Origin of the sequence: Cnuella takakiae, from assembly GCF_001953305.1 — a bacterium.
Lineage (GTDB): Bacteria > Bacteroidota > Bacteroidia > Chitinophagales > Chitinophagaceae > Flavisolibacter > Flavisolibacter takakiae.
Window position 1 is genome coordinate 3989740 of the sequence record NZ_MTFE01000010.1, and the last position, 25506, is coordinate 4015245.

The 25506-nt window shown below is 49.7% G+C and carries 26 protein-coding genes; 12 read left to right on the forward strand and 14 right to left on the reverse strand.

Translation table 11 applies throughout. From position 1 onward, the window contains the following. Positions 1–58: 58 nt before the first annotated feature. Both BUE76_RS17170 and BUE76_RS17175 read right to left on the reverse strand, forming a co-directional pair. Positions 59–1009, reverse strand: coding sequence for an energy transducer TonB (locus tag BUE76_RS17170; RefSeq protein WP_073043073.1), 951 nt, complete (start codon positions 1007–1009; stop codon positions 59–61). Between the two features lie 157 nt (positions 1010–1166). After that, the gene (locus tag BUE76_RS17175; protein ID WP_073043075.1) at positions 1167–1955 is read right to left on the reverse strand and encodes a 3-keto-disaccharide hydrolase; all 789 of its coding nucleotides are present in this window, start codon (positions 1953–1955) and stop codon (positions 1167–1169) included. 149 nt (positions 1956–2104) lie between these two features. On the opposite strand from BUE76_RS17175, the gene BUE76_RS17180 reads away from it, so the two are divergent. Continuing rightward, positions 2105–3091, forward strand: a complete 987-nt coding sequence (locus BUE76_RS17180; RefSeq protein ID WP_073043078.1) for a DUF1028 domain-containing protein — start codon at positions 2105–2107, stop codon at positions 3089–3091. 83 nt (positions 3092–3174) lie between these two features. On the opposite strand, the gene BUE76_RS17185 is transcribed toward BUE76_RS17180, so the two are convergent. Together BUE76_RS17185 and BUE76_RS17190 are read right to left on the reverse strand one after the other, a co-directional pair. Then, the gene (locus BUE76_RS17185; RefSeq protein WP_073043080.1) at positions 3175–3552 is read right to left on the reverse strand and encodes a response regulator; all 378 of its coding nucleotides are present in this window, start codon (positions 3550–3552) and stop codon (positions 3175–3177) included. Between the two features lie 86 nt (positions 3553–3638). Next, on the reverse strand, positions 3639–4043 hold the full coding sequence (locus BUE76_RS17190) for a response regulator (protein ID WP_073043082.1): 405 nt from the start codon (positions 4041–4043) through the stop codon (positions 3639–3641). Positions 4044–4230: 187 nt separating this feature from the next. Between BUE76_RS17190 and BUE76_RS17195 the strand changes: the two genes are divergently transcribed. Continuing rightward, positions 4231–5106: an alpha/beta fold hydrolase gene (locus BUE76_RS17195; protein ID WP_073043084.1), complete on the forward strand. Its 876-nt coding sequence runs from the start codon at positions 4231–4233 to the stop codon at positions 5104–5106. A 24-nt stretch (positions 5107–5130) separates the two neighbouring features. Here the strand turns inward: BUE76_RS17195 and BUE76_RS24540 are convergent, their stop codons facing one another. Continuing rightward, entirely contained in the window at positions 5131–5277 is a 147-nt protein-coding gene (locus BUE76_RS24540) for a hypothetical protein (protein ID WP_158069992.1), read from the reverse strand. 15 nt (positions 5278–5292) lie between these two features. Next, positions 5293–5730 carry a hypothetical protein gene (locus tag BUE76_RS17200; RefSeq protein ID WP_076026740.1) on the reverse strand — a complete coding sequence of 146 codons (438 nt, stop codon included), beginning with the start codon at positions 5728–5730 and terminating at the stop codon, positions 5293–5295. Positions 5731–5853: 123 nt separating this feature from the next. Here BUE76_RS17200 and BUE76_RS17205 point away from each other — a divergent pair, with 123 nt between their 5' ends. The 8 genes from BUE76_RS17205 (at position 5854) to BUE76_RS17235 (ending at position 11659) form a co-directional block, all read left to right on the forward strand. Continuing rightward, a complete protein-coding gene (locus BUE76_RS17205) occupies positions 5854–6315 on the forward strand; it encodes a Mut7-C RNAse domain-containing protein (RefSeq protein ID WP_073043088.1) in 462 nt (153 codons plus the stop codon). Between the two features lie 124 nt (positions 6316–6439). Beyond that, positions 6440–8179 carry a GMC oxidoreductase gene (locus BUE76_RS17210; RefSeq protein WP_073043090.1) on the forward strand — a complete coding sequence of 580 codons (1740 nt, stop codon included), beginning with the start codon at positions 6440–6442 and terminating at the stop codon, positions 8177–8179. Positions 8180–8226: 47 nt separating this feature from the next. Continuing rightward, positions 8227–8886, forward strand: a complete 660-nt coding sequence (locus BUE76_RS17215) for a gluconate 2-dehydrogenase subunit 3 family protein (RefSeq protein WP_073043092.1) — start codon at positions 8227–8229, stop codon at positions 8884–8886. 166 nt (positions 8887–9052) lie between these two features. Next, positions 9053–9217, forward strand: coding sequence for a hypothetical protein (locus tag BUE76_RS24545; RefSeq protein ID WP_158069993.1), 165 nt, complete (start codon positions 9053–9055; stop codon positions 9215–9217). A gap of 41 nt (positions 9218–9258) precedes the next feature. Continuing rightward, positions 9259–9753 (forward strand): DUF4251 domain-containing protein, encoded by a 495-nt coding sequence (locus BUE76_RS17220; protein WP_073043094.1) that lies wholly within the window; start codon positions 9259–9261, stop codon positions 9751–9753. A gap of 148 nt (positions 9754–9901) precedes the next feature. After that, a complete protein-coding gene (locus BUE76_RS17225; RefSeq protein ID WP_073043181.1) occupies positions 9902–10855 on the forward strand; it encodes an NAD(P)/FAD-dependent oxidoreductase in 954 nt (317 codons plus the stop codon). 108 nt (positions 10856–10963) lie between these two features. Continuing rightward, positions 10964–11185 (forward strand): hypothetical protein, encoded by a 222-nt coding sequence (locus tag BUE76_RS17230; protein ID WP_073043096.1) that lies wholly within the window; start codon positions 10964–10966, stop codon positions 11183–11185. A gap of 231 nt (positions 11186–11416) precedes the next feature. Next, on the forward strand, positions 11417–11659 hold the full coding sequence (locus BUE76_RS17235; protein ID WP_073043098.1) for a hypothetical protein: 243 nt from the start codon (positions 11417–11419) through the stop codon (positions 11657–11659). 157 nt (positions 11660–11816) lie between these two features. On the opposite strand, the gene BUE76_RS17240 is transcribed toward BUE76_RS17235, so the two are convergent. Together BUE76_RS17240 and BUE76_RS17245 are read right to left on the reverse strand one after the other, a co-directional pair. Continuing rightward, a complete protein-coding gene (locus BUE76_RS17240) occupies positions 11817–12782 on the reverse strand; it encodes an alpha/beta hydrolase (RefSeq protein WP_073043100.1) in 966 nt (321 codons plus the stop codon). A gap of 142 nt (positions 12783–12924) precedes the next feature. Continuing rightward, positions 12925–13164 carry a hypothetical protein gene (locus BUE76_RS17245; protein WP_073043102.1) on the reverse strand — a complete coding sequence of 80 codons (240 nt, stop codon included), beginning with the start codon at positions 13162–13164 and terminating at the stop codon, positions 12925–12927. Between the two features lie 198 nt (positions 13165–13362). Between BUE76_RS17245 and BUE76_RS17250 the strand changes: the two genes are divergently transcribed. After that, positions 13363–15975 (forward strand): PKD domain-containing protein, encoded by a 2613-nt coding sequence (locus BUE76_RS17250; protein ID WP_073043104.1) that lies wholly within the window; start codon positions 13363–13365, stop codon positions 15973–15975. Here BUE76_RS17250 and BUE76_RS17255 read toward each other — a convergent pair. From BUE76_RS17255 to BUE76_RS17280, 6 genes are all read right to left on the reverse strand, one after another. After that, the gene (locus tag BUE76_RS17255; protein ID WP_073043106.1) at positions 15972–17765 is read right to left on the reverse strand and encodes a T9SS type A sorting domain-containing protein; all 1794 of its coding nucleotides are present in this window, start codon (positions 17763–17765) and stop codon (positions 15972–15974) included. The genes BUE76_RS17250 and BUE76_RS17255 overlap by 4 nt on opposite strands. 4 nt (positions 17766–17769) lie before the next feature. Beyond that, positions 17770–18486 (reverse strand): hypothetical protein, encoded by a 717-nt coding sequence (locus tag BUE76_RS17260; protein ID WP_073043108.1) that lies wholly within the window; start codon positions 18484–18486, stop codon positions 17770–17772. Continuing rightward, complete coding sequence (locus BUE76_RS17265; RefSeq protein ID WP_158069994.1) at positions 18483–20894, reverse strand: tail fiber domain-containing protein; 2412 nt, start codon at positions 20892–20894, stop codon at positions 18483–18485. The genes BUE76_RS17260 and BUE76_RS17265 overlap by 4 nt, the downstream gene beginning before the upstream one ends. A gap of 135 nt (positions 20895–21029) precedes the next feature. Then, positions 21030–22334, reverse strand: coding sequence for a beta strand repeat-containing protein (locus BUE76_RS17270; RefSeq protein ID WP_143157297.1), 1305 nt, complete (start codon positions 22332–22334; stop codon positions 21030–21032). Between the two features lie 12 nt (positions 22335–22346). Continuing rightward, positions 22347–22922: a hypothetical protein gene (locus BUE76_RS17275; RefSeq protein ID WP_143157298.1), complete on the reverse strand. Its 576-nt coding sequence runs from the start codon at positions 22920–22922 to the stop codon at positions 22347–22349. A 92-nt stretch (positions 22923–23014) separates the two neighbouring features. After that, positions 23015–23761 carry a response regulator transcription factor gene (locus BUE76_RS17280; RefSeq protein ID WP_073043115.1) on the reverse strand — a complete coding sequence of 249 codons (747 nt, stop codon included), beginning with the start codon at positions 23759–23761 and terminating at the stop codon, positions 23015–23017. Between the two features lie 276 nt (positions 23762–24037). Here BUE76_RS17280 and BUE76_RS17285 point away from each other — a divergent pair, with 276 nt between their 5' ends. Then, positions 24038–25408, forward strand: a complete 1371-nt coding sequence (locus BUE76_RS17285; protein WP_073043117.1) for an amidohydrolase family protein — start codon at positions 24038–24040, stop codon at positions 25406–25408. The last annotated feature ends 98 nt before the right edge of the window (positions 25409–25506 follow it).

Consider the following 25506-nt stretch of genomic DNA (forward strand, 5'->3'; position numbering starts at 1 on the left):
TTGCGGGGGCTATTCTTTTTTATGTTTTAATTCAGCAAATGGATAATGATATAGGCAACTAGCTACTAGATACCACGAAAGTTATGGGCTGTTTCCGGTAGGCTTTTACGGGTACCCCGTACAACAATGCAGGCACCCATTTAGGCGACTTCTTCATCATACGCAACACTTCGGCTTCCATCCCAAAACCAAACTTAGTCAATGCATGGATATCACTCAGGCTACCGTCTCTTTCTACTATGAATTGCACCATCACCTGGTAATGACCATCAGGAGCCTTGTTATTTATTGGAGTTCTCGGGTCAAGGTTCTTTTCCAGAAAACGACGCCAGCCTCCTTCCCCACCTGGGAAATCAGCATCACGTGGGCGGCAAGCAGCGGTATCGATCTTGTTGCCCTTTTCATCAAAACAAGACCAGTCGGAAACATTGCCTGCATCGTCGTACGTCTCCATTGCTTTTACCTCCCCGTTGGTATGGTAATACCGCCACCTCCCACGGTGTAAAGTATCCTGTTTTACATAACCGGCCGAAGCTACCCGTCCATCCTCATGATAACTTATTTCTGAGCCATTGCCTGCGCCATCATAGTTGAGCGAGTCGGAAAGCATCCCATCATCGTACCATGCCATGCTTACGCCAATCCTGTGCCCCATGCGGTAATTACTTGAGTCGGTCACAAACCCTTTCGGATTAACGGTAAGCCATAGTCCATCTTTCTTTCCATCCACATAGTTGCCTTTGGCGGATAAAATCTTGTTGTCGTGAAAACTGGTATAAGTGCCATGGGCAATTTTGCAGGAATCATCCCGGTACCAGGCTTCCCTGGCCATGGTGCGCTCCGGAACAAAATAGGCCATGCGGTGCCAAAGGCTGTCCTTCTTTTCGGTGATGACCCAATACCGCGGCGTGTGCGGCGTAGGCTTGAAATTGATATCAAAACCTTCTTCTCTAGTTTGTGCAAACAGGTTGAAGGGCAAAAAAAGCAGTAGGCTAAAAATATAGCGCATAGGTGTTCTGGTTGCAGCTAAAATAATAAATCTCAAATGGATGATAGATCAGCAATAATTTCTTGCAATGCTGTAAAGGGTACAGCACAAAAAACAGGCAGCCCTAGTATGGCTGCCTGTTTGTATCACACATTCAGATAAATCAAGGATTTTGCACTTAGTACTCCATCAACTCAATCTTCCGAAACTCCATCGGGTGGCTATTGGACTGTAAAGAGATAAAGCCAGAACGCACCTGGTCATTGCCCTCTTTGATAAAAGTTTTTCCAACCGCATGTGCCGAATCGTAGTGGGGATTGGCATACTGGAGGATTTGTTCGCCATTTACATAATGAAATATTTTGCCATCCCGCACTTCTATTTCAGCAGTTACCCACTGGTCGCCGTGGAAAGTTCGCTTAACGGTAGCGGGTGTACAAAAAGCAGCATTGCGCAGCCCTTTGATCTCCACCTTGGTACCTGGGGTACAAATCTCTCCTACCGGCCGGTCGTCCTTACCATTGCCACCATGCAGATTATACTCGAGGCAAACAGGGAACTGTTGTTCCAAAGCCATTGTATTTGGATTTTGCCCGTGGTACTGGATACCGCCATCCCGATAACCCCATGCCGGTGCACCCGGAGTGGTTTTCCCTACAAACCGGTACTCTACCTTCAGGCGGTAATTGGTCAGCTCCTTATTGTAATACAAGGCACCAAACCTGTTTTTAAAACTATCATACTGGTCGTACCGCACCTGCAGGATTCCATCCTTTACCCGGAATGTGTTGCCAAAATTGTTGCCCACCGGGTAGCCGGCAATCTTCACCAGCCAGCCATCGAGGTTTTTCCCGTTAAAGAGGGATTTCCATTTTGCCGCAGGCCTATCTCCCGAAGTGGATTGAAAACCGGCAAGCGCAACAAAAAGGATCAGAAGAGCAGTAAAAGAAAGAAGAGGCTTTTTCATTCCGTTGTTTGTGGTTCCTAAGATATAGTATTAGGATTTAGCACAATGTTCCAAAGAAGAGTTTATTAAAATCCGGAAGGCCGGCATTTCAAAACTCCTTTGCTCCTGAAATGCCCGAATCACTTAAATTGACTGCCATAAGTTCACACATGAAAAAAGCACTTGTATTCTTTTTATTGGCCGCTGTTACCGGCGCCGTTAGGGCCCAGGTTTTCAAATCGGCCGAGCCCCTTGCGCACACCTATTCCATTGTTGCCCGCGACGAAGCCACCGGCGAAATCGGAGTAGCGGTACAAAGCCACTGGTTTTCGGTAGGCACTTCCGTTAGCTGGGCCGAAGCAGGCGTAGGCGCCGTAGCTACCCAATCTTTTACCAACAAATCCTTCGGAATCCGTGGGTTGGCATTATTGAAAAAAGGCCTGGATGCACAGCAGGCACTCGACAGCCTGCTGGCCACCGATGAAGGCCGTGAAGTGCGGCAGGTTGCCATTGTTGACACCAAGGGCAATGTGGCCGTGCATACCGGCAACAAGTGCATCGATTTTGCAGGCCATATCAAAGGAGCCAGCTTCTCGGTTCAGGCCAATATGATGTTGACCAACAAGGTACCGCAGGCAATGGCTGCCGCTTTTGAAAAAGGCAAGGGCAAAAAACTCGGAGAACGCATGCTGCTGGCATTGGAAGCCGCACAGGCTGCAGGTGGCGATATCCGGGGCAGCCAGTCGGCGGCCCTGATTGTAGTGCCGGGTAAGTCGAACAACGAACCCTGGAACGAACGCATCAACGACCTGCGGGTTGACGACCATGCCACACCGCTGAAGGAATTGCGCCGCTTGTACACCGTGCAGGTAGCTTACGATTTTATGAATGCCGGCGATTTAGCCGTCGAGAAAAATGATATGCAAGGCGCCATGCAGGCCTATAACACGGCAATGCACATGTTTCCCCGCAACCTGGAAATGCAGTACTGGACGGCCATTACTTTGGCAAACAATAAAGACCTGAAACAGGCGCTGCCCATGCTGCAAAAGATCTTTGCACAAGATGCCAACTGGAAAGAACTCACCAGGCGTTTGCCTAAAGTGAACCTGCTTTCCGTTGATGATGCCACCTTTAAAAAGATCATGGCGCTATAAACAAAAAGCTGGTAGCACAGCCTGCTTCAGGCGAAAACTCCGAAGCGGTCTGTGCTACCAGCTTAATTAAAAAACGCAATACCTTATTCCTTTACTGCCTTATTCCAGGTGTACTGTTTATTCAATAAGGTAGTGAGGTTACCCACATGCACCGGCTTTTCTACTACGTCATCAGCGGCACAGGCACCAAAAATATTGCGGCTGGTAGACTGGGCATCCAGCAGCAATACTACCGGCAAACCACGCTCCTGCTTCACCTGGCACAAGGCATCGGCGTCAAAGCCCTGCATATCTGGATTCACTACTATCACGGCGTGATTACCCTGCCTTGCTACCTGCGCCACCTGTCCGCCATTGGTAAGGGTGGTTACTTCAAAACCCGATTGCCCCAGGGCTGTAGCCCATTCCTGCAGGCCTGCGCTATCCTCATCACAAATCAATATGGTCTTCTCGTTTGCCATGGTAATGTATTTAATAAAAAAATCTGCATGGTTAAAAACAAGTGTTCTTATCCATGCAGATTCTGTTGTAATACTATGCCAAATGCTTAAGCCAGGGCTTCTTTATTAATAGGCTCAAGCATGCTGGTAATGGCATCAAACAATTGGTTACGGGTAAAAGGCTTCTCTAGGAAAATGTCGGCGCCGTTTTCCATAGCCACATCTTTTGCCGAACCATCATAACCGGAGATCATGATGATGCGGATCTCGGGATAATTCTTTTTGATATAGCTGATATAGTCAATACCAAAACCGTCGGGCAGTTTGTTGTCCAGGATCACCAGGGCTGGCTTTTCCTTTTGTAGATATTCTTCAGCAGAAAGAATGGTTTTCACGTGGTCGAGGTCTACTTTCCCATTAAGCATGATGTTGAGCAAAAGGCACATATCGCCTTCGTCTTCTACGATCAAAACCTTCTGGAGTGGGGTTGCGGAGGGCTTACTGTTGGGCATGATGCATTCGTTTTAGTGGTAAAAGGGATCTTTTGAATTGATTGTTTGTGGCTGGTGTTATTACAATGCTATTGTAGAAATCCTAAAATCGTTCCAAACCCCAACATTACTGTCCCGCTAATTGGATCAGGGGGATCGGAAAACCGGCCTAACAAATTGTGGCACAGCATTTCAACAGTTGGGTACAATGAATGGAACCATTTTGCATCTTCCGGATGGCCGCAAGCTGGCCTATGCACAATATGGCGACCCCAATGGTTTTCCCATTATTTATTTCCACGGCACGCCCAGCTCGCGCCGCGAAATGGAGCAATGGCCCCATTTCGGTCTCGACACCAATGTATTGCTGCGGCAGCGTGGTTTGCGCATTATTGCTGCCGACCGCCCGGGGATGGGGCAATCCACTTTCAACCCCAAAGGTTCGGTACTTTCCCATGCGCAGGATATTGCTTTTCTGGTGCAACAACTACAGATCAGCAAATGCAGTGTGCTGGCCTGGTCGGGCGGAGGTCCTTATGCGCTGGCAATTGCTTACCTGTTGCCTCAGGTGGTGGAGCAGGTACAAATCTTTTGCGGGTTCACCCGGCAATTCGATGCCGAGGTGGTACGCCACATGAAGGGCAATAAAACCTACTTTCTTACAGCCCGTTATGCCCCGGCGCTAATCAGGCCGCTGATGTATGCCGTAAGCCGCCGTCCACTGCGCAAACCACCCCCCCGATTGCTCACCGACCTGAAACCGGTGGACTACCAATATTTTGGCAACCCTAAGCTGTACAGCGTTATGACAGATGTTTCGATTAAAGAGGCATGCTGCCAGGGAGCCAGAGGACCTATTTATGAAGCAGGTCTTTATTTTAAACCCTGGGGTTTTCGCTTGCAGGATATACTACAACCCGTACACTACTGGTGGGGCGAAGAAGATACCATGGTAATAAGGCTGCATGCAGCTGCGGTGGAACAACAGATACCAAAAGGCAAGGTCACCTACTTACCCGCAGAAGGCCACCTGTCCATTTTTGTGCACCATTTTGAAACGGTGCTGGATTTATTACAGCAATAAAATGCGGCAATGGGTTTGAATTTATTAGAATAATTTATCCAGGCTGATCCGTCGTTTGGCCTCGGCCGAAAACTTGAGCAGGCTGGCCGTCAAACCATTGGAACGGCCCACCGGGATGGTGGTGCGCCACTGGGCATAGCCGGCCTGAATGGGGTAAAAATGCAATTGCACATATCCTACTTTACTTCATTTGGTATCCAGGTCAAAAGGTGCATAGGCGCCACCGTAGGCAAAATAACCCCCGCCATTGTAGCGCCATTCATCCTTAACTACGGTTTGCTCACCCAGGTAGTTGATTACAAAAACGCCGTCCACACCCATACTTTTCAATTGGGCCAGGAATGCAGCACTATCCTGCGCATAACCCTGGGTAATATTACCCGTAGCAGGGATGGCTTTTTGGTCCAGGTCATCCAGGCTTTGTACCAGGGCTGCTTCTGTTCTTTGGCGGTATTCGGCTTTATCAATCCGGGCCAGCACCATTATTTTCTGGTAGGTTCTGGGCTGGTAGGCCAGGTCCTTGGTACTTTGGTAATTTATTTGACTGGTAGAGGAACAGGCTACTGCCAGGTTGCAGCAATAAAGGATCACCAAAAGCTTCGTTACAAATTGCAAAGCCTGCATAGCACAATAGTTTAGACTGGTAAGTTAGGACCTGCCTGCAGCCAGCAATTTTGGCCTTGTTTGCTATTGCAAAAACTTTGTTGACAATTATAAAATCACCAGGCACTGCCCCTGATTCCCCCTATGCAAAAGCCCCAATTCGTTGCAGATGTACACCTGGGCCGCCTGGCAAAATGGCTGCGCATGCTGGGGTTCGACACCCAATATGCCAATGATATCCAGCTTCCGCAACTATTGCGTACTGCACATACACAGCAGCGGGTGCTGCTCACCCGAAACAGCCGTCTTGAACACAATCCTTTTATCCAAAAACTGGTACTTTCTTCCGAAAACCCAGAAGCCCAACTTCAGGAAGTTTTCGGCCATTTTCAACTACAAAAATTTCAGGAACCATTCTCCCGGTGTTTAGCCTGTAATGGCATATTGGAAAGCATTGCAAAAGCAGAAATCATGCACCTGCTACAGCCCCAAACGGCAGCAGCTTTCACCGAATTCTGGCAGTGTTCCAATTGCGGCAAGCTGTACTGGAAAGGTTCGCATTACGAGCGGATGACCCGCTTGATTCAGAATACTCTACCCACCTGAAAGGCAGGCAAAGCCGACAGGTTTTTACCATTTTTTGCACCGTCAACCTGTGCACCGGGTTGCGCAAAACCCTTCTATCCGGTCATTGATATTTCTCTTTAAATTGGGCATCTAACGTTTGTTCATGGGAAATTTTCAAATTAAGGAACAGCCCAAAGTTTATGATGTGGTGATTGTTGGTTCCGGCGCCGGTGGTGGCATGGCTGCCCACCAGCTTTCCAAAGCAGGCCTCAAAGTGGCCCTGTTGGAAGCGGGTCCCGACTATGATCCTGCCAAAAACGTCATGCAGTTAAAAGCGCCCTGGGAAAGTCTCCGCAGGGGTGCCAGTACCAAGTACCGGCCTTTCGGGGATTTTGACGCTTCCTATTGGGGATGGGAAATCGACGGTGAGCCCTATACCAAGGCCGAAGGCACCCAGTGGGACTGGTGGCGCAGCCGCATGGTGGGTGGCCGTACCAACCACTGGGGACGCATCTCCCTGCGTTTTGGCCCGCACGATTTTAAACGCAAAAGCATCGATGGCCTGGGCGACAACTGGCCCATTAGCTACGATGAAATCAAGCCCTATTACGACCGGCTGGACAAGATGGTAGGCGTTTTTGGCACCAACGAAGGGCTGGAAAACGATCCCGACGGTTTTTTCCTGCCGCCACCCAGACCGCGCCTTCACGAGCTGATCATCAAAAAAGGCGCTACCGCCGCCGGTGTACGCATCATTCCTTCCCGCCTGTCCATCCTCACCCAAAAAATCAATGACGACAGGGGTGCCTGTTTTTATTGCGGGCAGTGCAACAGGGGCTGTACCGTTTATGCCGACTTCTCGTCTTCAAGCGTACTGGTAAAACCGGCCCTGCTTACAGGTAATGTAGACATGTATGTAAACGCCATGGCCCGCGAGGTGCTGACCAATAAGGAAGGCCTTGCTACCGGCATATCGTACGTGGACAAAACCGATATGCAGGAATACTTGGTGCGGGGCAAAACAGTGATCCTTGCCGCATCGGCATGCGAAAGCTCAAGGCTCCTGCTCAACTCCAAGGGTCCGCGCCACCAGAACGGTCTGGCCAACAGCAGCGGCGTGGTAGGCAAATACCTCCACGACTCCACCGGCGCCAGCATGAGCGGCGTACTGCCCCAACTTTTTGGCCGCAAACGCTACAACGAAGACGGCGTGGGCGGTATGCACGTGTACTCGCCGTGGTGGCTCGACAATAAGAAGCTTGATTTCCCCCGTGGGTACCACATTGAATATGGCGGCGGCATGGGCATGCCCATGTATGGCTTTGGTATGGGTGTACAAAATGTAAACGGTAAATACCTTGTGAACGGCAAACAAAAAGAAGCCGGTGGATTTGGCGCTTCGCTTAAGGAAGACATCCGCTACTTCTATGGCGCACAGGTACACATGGCCGGCCGCGGCGAAGCCATTGCGCTGGAAAGCAATTATTGCGAAATTGATCCCAACGTGGTGGACAAGTACGGGATACCCGTGCTTCGGTTTAATGTAAAATGGAGCGACCACGAGATCAGGCAGGCCAAACACATGAAGGAAACCTTCCGCGAAATCATGCATGGCATGGGCGCCGTTATTACCGGCGGCAACGATGATGGTCCTGAGAACAACTACGGCCTTGCAACGCCGGGCAAGATCATCCACGAAGCTGGTACTGCCCGCATGGGCGACGACCCGCGCAAGTCGGCTCTGAACAAATGGAACCAGGCCCACGACTGCAAAAACCTCTTTGTGGTGGATGGTGCCGCCTTTGTGTCGCAGGCCGACAAAAATATTACCTGGACCATCATGGCCCTTTCGATGCGGGCATCGGAATACCTGGTGAAGGGACTTAAAGAAGGAAAAATATAAATCATGTTGCCGGTTCCTGGCATCCGGCAACCTCAAATCCTAATTACATGGATCGCAGATCATCCCTTAAATACATTGCGCTCTCCGCATTTGGCGGCGTGCTGCTGGAAAGCTGCCAGTCGGCAGATAAAAAGGACGTACTGGTAAAAGCCGCTGCCGGTGAGGGCGGCAAGATTGACCGGTTCCCCGAAGAAAAGGCCAATGATGAAAAGCTAAAGAGCGATACGTTCTTTACCAAGGAAGAACTGGCAACCATCACCGTGCTGGGAGATATCATTTTGCCGGCAGATGAAAAGTCGGGCAGCGCCTCGCAGGCTGGTGTACCCGATTTTATAGCTTTTATTGTTAAAGACATGCCCCAGCATCAGACACCCATGCGGGGTGGTTTGCGCTGGCTGGAACTGGAAAGCCATAAACGATTTGGCAAGGGCTTCTTGGATGCATCGGCCGACCAGCAGAAGCAGCTGGTAACAGATATTGCCTACCCCGAAAAAGCAAAACCCGAGATGAAGCAGGGTGTTGCTTTTTTTAACCGCATGCGCGACCTGGTGCTCACGGGCTTTTATACCTCGCAGGAAGGTTTTAAGGACCTGGCTTATGTAGGTAACCAGCCCAACCAGTGGAACGGCGTGCCACCCGAAGTATTGAAACAATATGGCCTGGCTTACACAGAAAAAGAACTGAAAGAATGTGTTAGTTATGTGTGAGGCCTGAGGTTTTGCGTGCGCATTTGCGAAAACAGAACAACAGCAAATAATGGGAAGCGCTGCAAGGTGTTGAACAACCAATACTTTGCAGCGTTTTTGTTTTGGTATTGGCTAAAGAGTTTTGTTTCTGGCTTTATTTTTTGGGTATACCCATAAACTATTGACCATGGAAAAGCAAACTGATAAAGACCAGGGCACCCAACCTGCAGCCAATACCAGCGATAATCCGAAGAACCCATTCCGCGAGGATGCTCCTGAAGTGGAAGCCGACCCCACCGAAGAGGCCGAACTGGAGCAGCAAAGAAAAGAAGCCCTTACAGAGCGCGATTAAGCCTCAGCCACCATCAGCACACCCACCCTAATACTACCATTATGAAGTCCCTACAGCTCCTGCGCAACGGTGCATTTGGCCTGAGCCTGATGGCAACGGCATTAGCCTGCAGTGCGCCCCAAAACACTACCGGCGCTGCCGACCTCAACACCGGCGAATTGCTGGAACGCAAGGCATTTGTGTTCATCCCGCAAACCATGTCGCCGACAGGTGGCCGCACCCGCCAGGTTACGCCCGACTTTTTCTTCCGGGTGTCGGGCGATACGGTGCAAAGCTATTTGCCCTATGCCGGGCGCTCCTACAATGCCCCTATGGACCCTACCCGCGGCGGTATGGATTTTAACACCACCCAATTCGGTTACCAGGTGTCCAAAGGGAAAAAGGAGGCTACCAACATTACCATTGAACCCCGGTCCGGTACCGAAGCCCGGCAAATAACCCTGCAGGTTTTCCCCAACGGCAATGCCTCGCTGCAGGCGGTATTCAACAACAGGCAAAGCATTTCCTACAACGGCAGGATACAGGCCAGGCGGTAACCCTTTTTGTTTTTAAGTGCTTGTTCCCATGCTGTGCTGGATGGCCTTGGTAAGCATCAGCATATTCAACAACTATAAACCAAAAACAAAAAACCGCCGGTTCCGTCCGGCCTTAGCACTCTATTTGCAAATTCCCAGTAAAACATTCATGGAGCTTTGGGATTGTATTATAATAGGCGGTGGACCTGCCGGACTGAACGCGGCGGTGGTGCTGGGCCGATGCCGCCGCAAGGTGCTGATTTTCGACACCCGCCAGTACCGCAATCAGTACTCGCACGGCATGCACAACTACCTTACCCGCGACGACATTCTGCCGGGCGACTTCCTTAAAATATGCCACGAGGAAATTTTGAAATATGGCGTGGACCGGATCTTTCAAAAAGTTACCCATGCCCGCAAGAACGAAGAAGGACAGTTTGTGGTGCGCACCGAAGATGGCACCCTTCACCAGTCGAAAAAGCTGGTAGTAGCTACCGGCCTGATAGACAATGTGCCTGAGATTCCCGGCTTCCGGGAGTTTTATGGCAAATCGGTACACCACTGCCCCTATTGCGACGGCTGGGAAGTGCGCGATAAAAACGTGGGCATTTATGCCCGCAATAAAGAGGGCTGGGAACTGGCACTTGCGCTAAAAGGATGGACGGACAAAGTAACCCTGTATACCGATGGTAAATACAAAGTAAAACCCCACCAGCAGGAACAACTGGAAGCCAATGGCATTGAAGTAGTGTTTACGCCCATTGCAAAGCTGGAAGGCAGCGATGGACAAGTGCAGGAAGTGGTATTTAAAAATGGGGACCGCCGCCCTTGTGAAGCCTTGTTTTTTGTGAACGGTTATACCCAACACTGCAATTTGTACGAAACCTTTGGGTGCGAGGTAAGCAAGAAAGGCGTGGTGATCACCAATCGTTTCCAGCAAACCAGCACACCGGGATTATACGTTGCCGGCGATGCCGATCGCGACATGCACTTTGTAGTGGTAGCGGCCGCAGAAGGCGCCAAAGCGGGCGTGATGATCAACAAGGAGCTGCAGAAAGAAATTACCGAACGCAACAATGCCGCCTACCAGGCGCTGCAGCAGGTACAGGAAAGTACAGGATAGCCCGGGGCCCCTGAAATCTGCATTAGCGCTTTTAAATGAGTAATTTAGCGGCATTAGCTTTGCTATAGGTAAGAACAACCTGCATTTTCACCTTTTAAAATAACGCGCATGGAAAAACAAGTAACGATCGTGGTGCCCAATGCATCGGGTGAAGATGGACTAACCCAGGCATGCAAAAGAGGCGATTTATTTCGCCACGAAGCATTGCTGGAAGACCACCTTAAGGATGGCTATCACATTCACGACTACAAAGTGATGGATGTGGATCGAAGTGCATCCGCTACACCCCGCACCATTGTACAGGTGTTTTTGAAAAAGTGGCTGGCTTAACCAGCTTTTTCCATCCAGAAAAAACCAAGCAGTGCCCGCGCATTGCTTTTTTTTTGCCCCGAACCGTGGGCTATGTTTTGGGAACATAGCTCAATTGCACCTTTCTAGCTGGGCTAACCGAAAGATGCTTTATCCAAGGATTAAACGACACTAAAATCTGGCTAAAACGCATCAACTTTATAAGGCCGATACAAAAGCTTTTTTGTAATACCACTACCACAACCCTTTGTTATGGAACATCAAATTATCAAGGATAAAGAATTACTGGCATTGCTCCAGCAACTGCAACAAAGCGGTGCGCCTGCATCCCTGTTTGTGGAAGACCAGGGCATGGGCAGCGAAAACGGCACCATTGAATCTATCAGGGAAGAAAAGGGTACCCACCTGATAACCATGAACGGCAACCGAAGTTTTACCCTACAACAGGTAATGGCCGTAAATGGCACTTATCGTACAGGATTTTCAACTTGCTGATTCAATGCTGCGTTGCAGTCACCGTATCAGCCGTTTTGAAAATGTTGATCAGCGCCCGGCTGTTGCATTGCTGCCGAATTGAGCACCCCAAATTTGTAATTGTAAAAGGAGCATGCTTTTTCCTGGTTAAGCATCCAATTACTGGCAGGTAATATCATCAGGGACAAACAGCAATATTATTGGTAAGGATACCCTTGGTAAGCTTGCCTGCTTTCACGTCCTTAATGAAGCAATTGATATTGGAAGAATAGTAATAGTTATCGTCTAGCCCGGTGTCGCCGCCCACCCGGCGGTGTAAAATGGCGGTTGTATTGTAGGCCTGCATTTTATCCTGTATAAAACGCGAACCGTAAAGCATGGGGTAATTGCTGCACTTATTAAAGGGCCCCTTGAATTCTGGAACCAGCGAGTCTGTAGCATTTAAGAAACCCATTACAGGCAAAACATCAGCCCCGGTGCCAGGCGATTCGGTTAACCATGCTCCGCGCCAATGTACTATACCCCGCAACCGGAATGGTAAAAGGGGCAGGTTTCCAGAAGCATTTACCTCACCCAGGTCGTCCGTTATGCCGGGGTAGATCCGTTCATAATCAGTTTGTGTTGTATGCCCCAGCGACAGTGCGGCAACACCGCCCACCCCCGTGCCCCCGGCAAACAGTTGGGAAGTATCGATCCCTAAAGTTTCAGCGTTTTGTACCAGGTAACGAAAAGCGGCATGAACATCCTGTACGGCCCGGTAAAAAGATTGTCCAACAGTATACGCATCTCCGTTACACGGTTCGCCATTTCCACCCCGGCCCAGCCGGTAGTTGATGGCAATTGCGGTTATATCTTTCTGTGCCAGTGTTTCGGCAAGACCTTTCCATTCGTCCTTATTACCCTGCATCAGGTCGCCGCCATGCAGCAATACGATACAAGGATTCTTTTTGCCATTTTGGGGTTGGTATGCATCCAGGTAAAGTTCTACTTCCTCACCCCGGTAATTTAAAGCCACGTTATACAATAAGTTGCTTTGAACCTTGAAAGGATGAACAGGGTTGGGAAGAATTTCGGTTTGATTGCATGCTGCAAAACATACGAGCAGGGCTGCTGCAACAAAAATCAGGTAACGAAGGGCAGGCATTTTCAGGGTTAAAGGTGGGTGGTGGTCCTTGGTTTACAAATCCAAAGTATCGAAAAATAAGCTGAGCGCCAAAACAGGGTGGGCAATAAAAAAGCGGCAGACAATAAATGCCAGCCGCTTCCTACCTGTTTACAGCCATAAACTAATCGTGGCCTTCCAGCTTTACCAGCTTATTGTACAAGCCCAACAGCAGGAATGGCGCGGGCCACTGGCCTACAAACAAACTTTCTTTTTTACGACCCATGATTTGCAGGGTGAGTGATACAGCCATGGAACCCAGGGCTGCCCACAGGAAGAGATCAGAAGGCAGTTTAGCGGTTTGCTCTTCGATGGCGGTTGCCACTTTGCCCTCTTTGTGCTCGGGGTTAAGATTAGTAGGCATAATTAGTCCTCCTTGTTTTAGTAAGTAGTTAAATGATGTTTTCATTTATTCAACTTCCTTGCCAAGGTGGGTTTATTGTTTTTGTACCACAATCCCCTATTTGGCGGGGCCACACAACCTGCAGCCCAAATAAAACGTATCTTATAAAAGGAAAATTCCAAAGCATACTCCCAACGGTTACACTTCAAAACATGCCGTATGAAACCTTTGCTTTGCCTGTGTTTGTTTCTGGCGATGCTTCCCCGCAGTGCACGGGCCGACCACATCACTGGTGGCGAATTGTACTATACCCTGATGGGCACTCCCGGCGGTAACTACCAGTACAACATTACGGTAAAAGTATTCATGCGCTGCAACAGCGGCAGGCAGTTCAATAACCCGGCCGTCATTTCCATTTTTGACAAAGGCAACCGCAACCGGATTCAGGATATTGAAGTAAGGCTTGCCCGCACAACTACCCTGCAACTCAACGACCCCAACAAGTGTATTACCGACCCACCCCTGGTATGTTATGAAGTAGGCTTTTACGAGTTCACCGCTACCCTGCCACCCACGCCCAACGGTTATATTGTTGCCAGCCAGTTTGTGTTCCGCATTGGCGGCATCCGCAACCTCATACCTTTTTACAGCAATGTGGGCACTACTTATATGGGAGAAATACCGGGCACCGAAGTACCGGGGGCACCTGCCAACAGCAGCGCCCGTTTTACCGGCAACGACCTGGTGGCGGTATGTGCCAACAATGCTTTTACCTATTCTTTTGCCGCTACCGATGCCGACGGGGACGAGCTGCGTTACGCCTTCTGCGATGCCTACCAGGGCGGCACCTTCAGGATGGGCGCCGCCGAGCCCGTATCCACGCCTCCTTTTCAAAGCGTACCTTATGGCAATGGCTTTACCGGCAGCGCGCCACTTGGCGATAAGGTGCGAATTGATAGCCGCACGGGGCTCATCACCGGCATTGCACCCAGCGAGGGCATCTACGTGGTAACGGTATGTGTAAGCGAAATCCGCAATGGTAAAGTAATAGCCACGCAACGAAAGGACCTGCAGATCTTTATCGCTTCCTGCACCATTGCCGCGGCCACACTGGAACCGGAGTACAACTTATGCCGCGACAGCACCAGGCTGGTAGTATCCAACCAGTCGAACAGCCCCCTTATCAGGAGCTACAACTGGGAGCTGCAGGACCGTAGTGGGCGCCAACTGGCGGGCAGTTCGGAGCAGGGTTTTGCCTACGATTTCAGAGACACGGGGCTGTTCAACCTGAAGCTGGTCATCAACCGCAATGGTGAATGCGCAGACTCCAACACCTCCCTGGTGCGGGTATACCCCGGCTTCAAACCGGCTTTTGATTTTGAAGGATTGTGTAATGGCAAACCCACCCGCTTCCGCGATGGCAGCACCACGGTATATGGCCGCATCAACCAGTGGCAGTGGGACTTTGACGATGGCATTGCCACCTCTTCCGATGAACAGTATAACCGGCCCAATACGGAGTATCAATACCGGAGTGCCGGCAGCCGCCAGGTAGTGATGCAGGTAAGCAACAGCAATGGTTGCCGCGATACGGCAACAAGGCTGCTGGCCATTATTGACAAACCAGCTTTAAACCTCGGCTTCAGGGATACCACCATTTGTATCAGCGATGGCGTGCGCCTGCAGGCAAATGGCAGCGGGGCATTGCGCTGGTCGCCGCTTGTGGAAATGGTAAACCCCGAAGCTCCCGACCCTGAGGTGCGCCCTACCATAACACGTACCTACTATGCCGATCTGGATGATAATGGCTGCCGCAACCGCGACTCGGTACGCATCATGGTAGAGCGGGAAGTTCAACTTGTGGCCATGGCAGATACCACCATTTGCAGTGGCGACAGTTTGCGGCTGCGTATTGCTTCCAATGCCCTGCGCTACCAGTGGCAGGCAGCGCCAGGACTGGAACAAACCGATGTATCAAACCCAATCGCCCGCCCTGTTGCCAACAGCATTTACCAGCTTACCGCCTCTATTGGCAATTGCCAGGCTACTGCCAGCATTACCATCAATACCCTTCCCTACCCCATCAGCAATGCCGGCGCCGACACAACCATTTGCTTTGGTACCGAAGCTTTTTTACAGGGCAGCACCAATGGGCAAAACTTTAGCTGGTCGAATACCCAAAGCCTGTCTAACCCGCAAAACCTGCAGTCAACAGCCCGCCCTGCTGGCACGACTGCTTATATACTGACCGCAACCAATAACAGCGGTTGCCCCAAACCCTCAAGAGATACTGTAATCGTAACAGTACGGCCACTCATCAGGGCTTTTGCCGGAAGGGATACCAGCGTGGTGCTTGGCCAAAGCCTGCAACTGCAGGCAGCAGGTGGCGAACTGTACCAATGGTCCCCGGCAACGGCATTGTCGGCCACAGATATTGCCAATCCCATTGCCCGCTTTAACAACAATTACGGGGGAGGCATCCGCTACCAGGTAAAGGTGTACACACCCGAAGGCTGCGCCGATTCGGCTTCTATATTGGTAAAGATTTTTGCCACTGGTCCGCAGGTATTTGTACCCACGGCATTCTCCCCCAATCAGGATGGACTGAACGACCTGCTGCGCCCCATAGCAGTGGGTATCAGCCGGGTAGAACGTTTCTCCGTTTTCAACCGCTGGGGCCAGCTTTTGTACAACGCCCCCGATGGCCGCGGCTGGGATGGCACCGTAGGTGGCCAGCCACAGGTGGCTGGGGTGTATGTCTGGATGGTGCAGGCAACGGATTTCCAGGGCAGGAAAATGGTACAGAAAGGCACTGCCACCCTTATCCGCTAATCATCCAGTTTGATCACTTTTACCGCTTCGTACCGCACCTGAATGATATAGGTAGCAGCTGAAAGCATGGTCAGATCTGTGCGGATGGTATTTACGCCGGCCTCCAACTGAACTTCCCTCGATTGTACGAGCCTGCCCCGGTCATTGAATATGCGGAGCACAGCAGGCCCCCGTGTGGAAGTAGTGAACCTAAGGTTGACAGGTCCCTGTGTCGGGTTGGGGAATGCTTGCAGGAAATCGTTTGCGCCAAAGTTGGATACCACGGCCACATTGCTGTACACTTTCAGCCCGGAGGTGCTTTGGTACACCACACGGTAATAGTTGATTCCGGCTGGTGGCTGACTATGCAAACCAGAGTAATAGGACAGCCCAACAGGTTGTATTTGCTGCAAAGCACTGAAATGCATTCCGTCCGTACTGTGTTCCAGGTAGAACCTGCCGCTCCGTACACCCATAATATTTACAAGCCATTGCAAGGAAACAGCCTCACCGTTTATGCCCTTGCGTGCGGTGAGGGCCAGTTTCATGTTGGTAGCGAGGGTATCGTTGGCCCCGATGGCAAACCGGCCAGAGGTAGGCAACTGGATCGCCACTTGTCTACTTGTTTGGTTGTATTGAATGGCTGTATTTTGCAACTGCCAGCCACCCCTGAATGCCCACAGTCCAACCATTCCCAAATCCAGTTCGTTGAACCTTGATCCTTCCAATTGTGGCTGCCATTCCAGGTTCACCCGGGTATTGGCGGGATTGCTGGTTTCTGTTGTCCACACGAGGTCCACCATAAAAGGTTTCTGCTCGGCGGGAGGACCACCTTCCAGTGCATTGGCCGTAATACCGGAGAACAGGCCAAGGGTAAAATCAGCAGGCTGGGTATGGGTAACCGTAACCGGCAAATACCATTCGGATGTGCCCATCGGGAAAAGCTCCTGCCCGGCAAAACCAAGGCGGCGTACCCTGCCCAGGTTGGTACCCGCTACCAGGTAGCGGTCTTTGCTGTACCCCTCAATGGCGGCATCCGGCATAAGGGTCAGCAGTTCGTTGTTGAGGTACAATTTACCGGCATCCAGGCGCAGCATATTGCTGATGCTACCCGAAGAGGATAAAGACAGGCCTGCCGCATTTTGCACAAATAACTGGCCCAATGCAAAACCCGCATCCGCCCTGAGTACCTGCTGGCGGGCGCCTGCAAAGATCAGGGTGCCTACACCGCTGATCCGCCCTTTTGCAGCCAGGTCCTGGGTGATGGTGACACCTGCAATATTCTCGATGTTTACATTTTGCAATCCTGATCCCAAAGCCTCAGCGCCCGCCACCAATGGCTGGTACTGCGGGTAAGAAAGGTTGTAATTGCCCTGGGGTTTGGCATTGAGGCTACCACCCCTGCGGGTGATCCAGGCTGCATTCTGGGTTTTTAAAAGTGTGGCACTTACCCCTCCGCCCTCCAGGTAGAGCGCACTGTCAATGGTGAATTCATTCCTAAATGACACCCCTGCCCCATTCACCACCGTACGGTATAATTGCAGGTTGCCGCTAACGGTTTGCTGCTGGGTACTGGTAAATAGCACCAATCCCTGCCCGTAGGTATTCTGGCGGAATGTTTCGGCCCAGTGGGCTCCGGAAAAATAAAAATGAGCATTGCTGCCCAGGGTTAGCTTACCCTGGTTGGTGATTGAGTCGGCTACCACCATGGCTCCGGTAACCTGGTTTTGTGCGCCTGCAGGTATATACACCTGTGCCCGCACCAGGAGGTGCAGGCAGCAACACAATAAGAACAGAACCGGAGTGCGCATGATTTTAATTTTTAGCGGCGGTATTCAGTTTTTGCTGCAGGTCCAACGCCAGCTCGTAGGCAGGTGCGGCAGCAAGGGCTTCCTTGAGGGCATCGGCTGCATTGGTCTCCTGGTGCAGGTCGTAAAAAGCAAGGGCCTGCGTAAAGCGGGCAGCAGCCACGAGGCTTACTTCCTGCACCTGCTTGCCATCGCGGCGCGGAACCGAAACCCTGGTGCTGTCGGCAGTACCTGCAGCTTTCAGCACTTTGGTAGCAGTTACTACCGCTTCCGCGAGCCTGCGGATACCATACTCAAGCTGCAGCTGCTCGAAACCATAATAAGCATTATTGGTGCGGCTGAACAGCTGGCTGTATCCATCGATGGCAGCCAGCGGCTGGTCGAGGCGGCGGGCAGAAGCGGCTTTCATTTCCAGGCGCAGGTCGGTAGCGGGTCCCTGCTGGAGCATTTTTTCAGCCAGTGTATAGCTTTGGATATAGGCGCCGCTTTGGAAATAAAGCAAGGCCAGGCTATCGTTCCAACGGCTGGTGGCTTCGCCTGTTTCTGCAACCAGGTAATGTACCGACTGTATGGCTGTAGGGAAATCGGCCAGGGCCTTTGCCTGGAAATAAACCTTTTCGTGGAGGCTTTTGGCAGGCGTTTTTGGTGCCTGGGCCATTGAGGCAATGCCGGCAATCGAAAATGCTGCAGCCAATACTGTTTTCAGGAGCAAATTGGATTTCATTGTTTGTTTTTCTTTAGTTTGGATATTTCTTTTTTCAGATCGTCGATTTGAGTCTGTTGTTCTTTGATGGCGTTGATAAGGACGGGGATCAGCTCTGTGTAATCCATAGAGAGCATTTCTTTTTCCTGATTACCTTCTACAACTTCAGGAACTACCTTTTGCACTTCTTGAGCAATAAGACCCAATTTGATATCCTTATTTGGATTTACATTCCAGTTGTACTGTACAGGCCGAAGCGCCAATACCTCATTCAAACCATAGGACAAAGATTGAATATTGGTTTTCAATCGAAGGTCTGAAGGGCTACTCCAGTTATATGCAAAAACGGTTTGCCATCTATTACCTACTCTTCCCAAGTTATAGGTGTTATCAGCTGTAGGATAAATATTTCCGGCTACAGTTAACTTATCAATAGGGTTTAGGGTGCCGATGCCCACATTTCCCGAACCATCAATGATCATCCGGGTATTTGTAGCTTTGTTGCCACCTCCCGTTAAAAAACGTACGGATTTATTTGTCGAACCGGCACCAATTAAAAGGTCATTTCCTAGGTTATATAGATAAGCATCATTGGCGCTGCCAAAATAATTACCAGTATAGTTTTGACCATTGATGCCCATGTCGATGTAGTTGGTTGATTCATTGCCATTATTAGCTGTAGCCACTATATCAGTACTGGAAAGGTTGCCGGTTGAATTGTTTTGAATATTAAATTGGAGGTAGCCATTAATTGAGCCCTGGCCATTGATCAAATTATAAGAACTTGTCGTACCCGCATCTACCAATAGCTTTTCAGGAGCAGTACCATCAAATTGTTCAGTACCAATACCCACATTGCCTGCACTATTTATCAGCAGCCTTGTATTTTCAGTATTTTCTGCCTCGGCCAAGGCAATGGTATTGATTTGAGCGGAGGTTGTAGTTTGTATTTTAAATTCATTGGTAGCCATTCTAATCCGGTCGGGACCCCAGCTACCCGCAGGATCATTACCAGAGAAAAATAGCATTTCACTGTTTTCTGCAGCGGTTCCGTATTTCCGCATTTCTATCACCCCATCTGGATCATCACCTGGTGTAAGAAATACCAGTCTTTTGTTACCTCCAGATATTCGAATATTACCGTTTACATCTAAAGCTTCTAAAGGTGTAGAGGTATTGATACCCAGAAAACCAGCTGTAGTAAGACGCATACGCTCTGAAGTGTTGGTTATAAAGGGTAAGTCATGATTACTAAGGGTACCAAAATTTTGCTGTGCAGCAAGTGTATTACCACCATGCACCCAGACATTGGAATTATTAACAGACAACCAAGTTGGCGCAGCACCTGGTCCACTGGAAATCAGCACCTGTCCTGCTGACCCAGCAGCACCACCTGGCATTAGTGCACCTGTTAACTTAAGGTTGCCTGTTATATCCAGTTTTTCAACAGGATTTGTATTGCCTAAACCCAGGTTGCCATTAGAATTCACCACATTCATCAATGCATTCGTACCTGGTGTTCGCCATTCGGTAAGATTGGCCGATGAACCAGAGAAACCCTGAATGGCTAGGGGAACGCTGCCTGAACGTTGGCTCTGAACAAGAACATTTGTGTTGATTGTGCCAGTAGTAGAACTGGGTGTCAGGAAATTAAGCGCTGTATTCGCCTGTCTGTCGCCGGCCAGCACCATGCCATGGAAAGCTCCCATTTGCAGGTTGCGCCCACCACCACCCTGCCAAAAAATATCTCCTCCGTCACCGCCAATCCGGAAATCGCCCTGATTTGCTGTATTAGAAAAGGTAAGGGATGAAACTGATGTAGAGGCACCACGCTGCACTTCGATATTATCCAGCACCACCAAGTTGTTTGCAGGCGCTGCTACCCCTATGCCTACGCGACCGGCATTTGTAATTACCATGCGCTGGGTATTTGCCGTGCGAAAAGCCAGGCTCACGTTATCCGTTGTTCCTATAAAATTGCTTGTTGGGTTGGTACCATTATTCCCATTTATGGTCCAGTCGGCGGAAGGGGTAAACCACTGTAACTGTCCACCCCCATTGGTTTGGAGTAGCTGCCCGGCAGCGCCATCGGCCACAGGAAGGGTGAAAGTAGTATTGGCTGTTGCCGCACCGGCACGCAGCCCGGTGTAAAAAGTTCCGGTGCTATTCCAAAAGCGTTGTTCTGTTGCAGTTGCTGTTGTTCTGAAATTTACAATACCTGCCTCGTTTAGCAACAAGGTACCCGAAGCTGCCGGGAAAGTTGCTGTGTATTGACCAGTAGTCCCCGCGGGGTTATCGAGTACAGCACGTAACCTGCCACCCAAGTTGTTGCGCAGCATTTGCCCCAGCACACCCTGCGCATGAACGGGGTTAACGCCCAGCAGCGCTGCACTAAGCAACACTGCCAGAGCATTGAGGGTTGTTTTCATGGATGTAGCATTTTTCATAGTCCGCATTCCTTTCAGGTTGCGTTAGCGTCAGGGTGATGGAATACACCGGGTGCTGGCAAAGCGCCGCATCCGGTGTATCAAAGGGCCTGGTTTAGTAACCAGGTATGCATATTATTAGTCTACTACCGCCCACTTACCGGAAGCTACATACACAAAGGTGAGCGACAGACCGGAGCCGCCGGGAATGGTATAAGAGGATGCCCCATCGATAGTATCCGAACCAGTGCGGGAAACAGTGATATCACCGGCAGCCGAAGATTTGATGATGTATACCTTACCTACAGCTGTAGGTGTGGGCAGGGTTACAGTACCGGTACCTGCATTGGTACAGGAAATCATATAATCGTTAGCTGTGAGGGTATAAGCAGCAGTAAGCGACTGTTCCGATACGGTTACATTACCGGTAAGGGTGCTTACAGCCATTTTCTTTACCTGTGTATTACCTACCAGCAAAACTGAGTCGGAAGATGAAGCAGTTCCCAAACCTACCAGGCTGAGGTTGCCAATAGTGGTGGCATTGCTGCCTGTAAAGTTGATATTGGTTACACCTGTTACAACGGTGTTGCCGTTAACGGTTGCACCTCCTGCAGCGGTCAGCAGACCGGTAGTGTTCAGCGTACCGGCGATGGCGGTATTACCCGTAGCGGCATCAATGGTAAGCTTGTTGGTATTTACCGCCACATTGCCGTTGGCGTTCAATGCACCTGTAATTGTGGTTGCCCCGGTTACATCGAGGGTACCTCCTACTGAAGTATTACCTGTGGCACCGACAACACTGAAGTTGGTAGTAGTGCCCGTACCTACCGCAAAGCTTTGGGTGGGTGCAGCCGAGAGGCCAATACCTACACCTCCATTTGCACCAATAATCATCCGGAGATTAGCACCGCTGTTACCAGTGTAAAACTGTATGGCCTGCGCGGTGCTGTTGGTAGTAGCGATGCTAAGAGGCTGAGCACTGGTAGTACCCATAAAGGCTCCGGCAGTTCCATTCCATGCATCGGTGGTACCATTGCCCGCAAGGCGCCATGCCGAAGAACCGATTACGTCGTTGATGCTTACGGCATCCACCAAACCGGTGCTATTGGCCAGCAACAATCGGTCGTAGCCGCTGGTAATGGAGGTACGGGCTGTGCCGCCCAGCGAAGTAAGCGTAATGTTGGGGGTACCTGCGGTACCATTTACGCTAAAAGTACCCGAACTTGCGCCTGTAAGCAGGTTCACCTGGTCGAGGTGGCTGGTAATAATATTACCGGTAGGGCCACCAAGGGTATAGGTGCTGGTACCTGTTTGGCTTGGCTTTAAAATAAGAAGACCGGAACCACCGCTGCTGTTGCGCACCAGCTGTCCTAGTTGGCCTTGTGCCTGGGCAGCATTACCTATAGCAATGGCAGCCACCATTAAGGGTAGAATTCTTTTCATATATACGGATTGTTAGTTAAGCACGTTCCATTGTTGTCCGTCGGAAACGAACTGCAGGGAAAGCTTGGCTCCCCCCGGTATTTCATATAGGGTAATATCATCAATCAAGGCACCATCCTGGCTGCGTACTACCACGGTGCCGTTTCCGGCTACCTTGATCCTGTACGCTTTTCCTTTCTGGCTTGCAGCAGCTGGCAATACTACCTGGCCGCCCATAGTATTGGTACAAACAACGATGTCGTCAGTTAGGGTAAGCTGTAAGGGCGATGCCAGCGACTCGCGCCGAATGGCAGTGGTGTTGCTGCCCACTGCAGCCTGTCCCGATTGCAGCGCAACCCATGCAGTACCATTAAAGTATTCGAGCACATTGCTGGTAGTGTTGAAAATTACCAAACCCGATGTTGGGTTGGCGGGTCGTGCAGCCTGTGCTACCCGGGGCAGCAGTAAACCTTTTGTACTGCTTACCAGTTCCAGCACCGCATCCTTGTCTGGCGCTTTGTTGGCACCAATTGTAGCCTGCGCATTTGCTACCGTGCCCAACAGCACCAGCAACAACAGGGAAACAATATGACGAAGGGTTTTATTCAAGGGTATTCGTAGTTCTACTTCTACGCTGTAAAAGTAAAACTACTAACACTAAGTAAATAGCCCTAGGTGATCATAAGCATTGTAGTATATGTTCAATTTCGGATGAGTAAAGTTCCCGGTGTTTTACCGTATTTTTTCTTATACGCTTTTATGAAGTAGCTGGTGGACACAAAACCTGTTTCAAATGCAGCATCTTTTACACTGAGTTGCTCGGTTTGGAGCAAGCGATGGGCCTGCTCCAGTTTTGCATCGCTGATCAACTTCATGGGCGAACAGCCATAGTGCTGTTTTACCTTGCGCAATAATGTAGGTATGCTCACATTGAGTTTGCGGGCGATTTCGCCCAGGCTTACTTCCTGCACGGGGATATAATCCTGTACTACCGTGTCGAAATCTTTAATGAAATCATCTTCGGGCACCCGCCGCAGTACAGGCTGTACCTTTTCTTCCTTTGCCATTTGCCTGATCTGCTGGCGCAGATTCACCAGGTTCTTCATTTGCTGGCAAAATGGTTTGGGCATTAATGGCTTGTGTGCCAGGCCCAGTACGCCCATTGCAAGGAGGGCTTCTGTAATGGCCTGGTCGGTACTACCTGTAACAGCAATGATGGGGACATCGTTTTGGGGGTACTCTTTGCGTAATTGGTTTACAAAATGAAGACCATCGCATTCGGGCATCATCACATCTGTAATTATCAGGTCAGGCTTAAAGGTGCGTAGCATTTGCAAGCCTTCAAGACCATTGCTAGCAAAGTTCAGGTTGAAATCCTGTGCGAGGCAGGTTTTGAAAAAATGACGGTCAAGCAGCGAATCTTCTACTATAAGTACGGAAGGATTCATGTTTAGGATTATGGTTGCTCATAGAATTTCATTGCAAACTATTGGTATTTAAAACCATTTTCCTCCTTAATTGATCAAATTTTACCATTTTAGGTATTTACACTCATTTAATAAATTATTACTAACAGGAGCATGCACAGTAATAACCCTAGTTGCATGAAGTGATAACCCTACAGGATACAGGAATATTAGCTATTTACTTCAAAATTCAGTCACTACCCTGAAAAGGTGACGCAGTATAAATAGTACATTAATAGAACCAAAAGCATTCCTGTTATGAAACCAATGCCATTGTTAACCTGTTTGCTATTGCTGATGCTTGTGCAAGCCATCAAAGCCAGTGGGCAGCAGGCCCAGGAGACAATCATTCAATCAGTACATGTGCTCCCGATGGTCAAAGAAGAAGTCATCACCAACCAGGATGTTGTGATCAGGAAAGGCGCTATTGCATCAATTGGCCCTGCCGGAAAATACAAGCCACAACAAGGCGCGCTAATCATAAATGGTGCAGGTAAATACCTGGTGCCTGGCTTAGCGGAGATGCATGCTCATGTGCCACCTGTTAATAATCTGGAACCAATGAAAGAAGTGCTTTTATTGTTCCTTGCAAATGGTGTAACGCATATCAGGGGAATGCTGGGACATCCAAAACACCTGGAACTAAAAGCAAAGATTCGAAAAGGCGAAGTCCAGGGCCCTTCCTTTTATACTTCTGGCCCTTCGGCTAATGGCAACAGTGTGCCAACACCAGAAGCAGCCATACAGCTGGTGCAGGAACAAAAATTAGTGGGTTATGACTTTATCAAAATTCACCCGGGCATCAAGCTGAAAGCCTTTCAGGCGCTCAGTAAAAAAGCTAAGGAAGTGAAGTTGCCCTTTGCAGGACATGTGCCTTCGGATGTTGGCATCTGGAATGCTGTTGACTTGGGATTATTGACTATTGATCATTTGGATGGTATGTTAGAGGCCTTAGTACCCGGGAAGGAAAGATTTGCAGAAGGCGCACATGGATTTTTTGGATCCAACCTGTTTATGGAAGCAGACACTGTGCATGTAAAAAAATTGATGACGGAACTACAAAGAAAAAAGGTTTGGGTAGTACCTACGCAAGCTTTAGCCGAAAGATGGATTTCGCCAGAGCATAGTGCTGCTGAAAGAAGCAAAGAACCTGAAATGCAGTACATGGATAAACAAACCGTTGCAAATTGGCTTAATACCAAAAACAATATGGAAGGCAGTTCTTCCTACCAAAGGAACAATATGCCACGATATATTGAACTGCGCAGAAAATTGATCAAAGCCTGCCAGCAGAATGGTGTGCGGCTCTTATTGGGATCTGATGCGCCACAGGTCTTCAATGTTCCGGGCTTTTCGGTTCACCACGAGTTGCAGTACTTAGTAGATGCAGGTTTATCGCCTTACCAGGCATTGTCTTGCGGCACGGTTAACGTTGGTACATTTTATGGTAATCAAAAAATGGGCACTATACAAAATGGCGCACCTGCCGACTTGGTATTGTTAGGTGCTAATCCCCTGGAGAATATACAGCACACCAAGCTTATCGAAGGAGTTATGATTAATGGTAAATGGCTGGATAAAAAATGGATAAATGAAACATTAGCAGCAATCGCAAACAAAAAGAAATAGGCAGTAATAAAATTTGCCTCAATAGGGTATACAAAATAAAAAGCCCCGCACTGTATTGCTACAGTCGGGGCCTTTGTAAATGATTATGGCAGTTACCT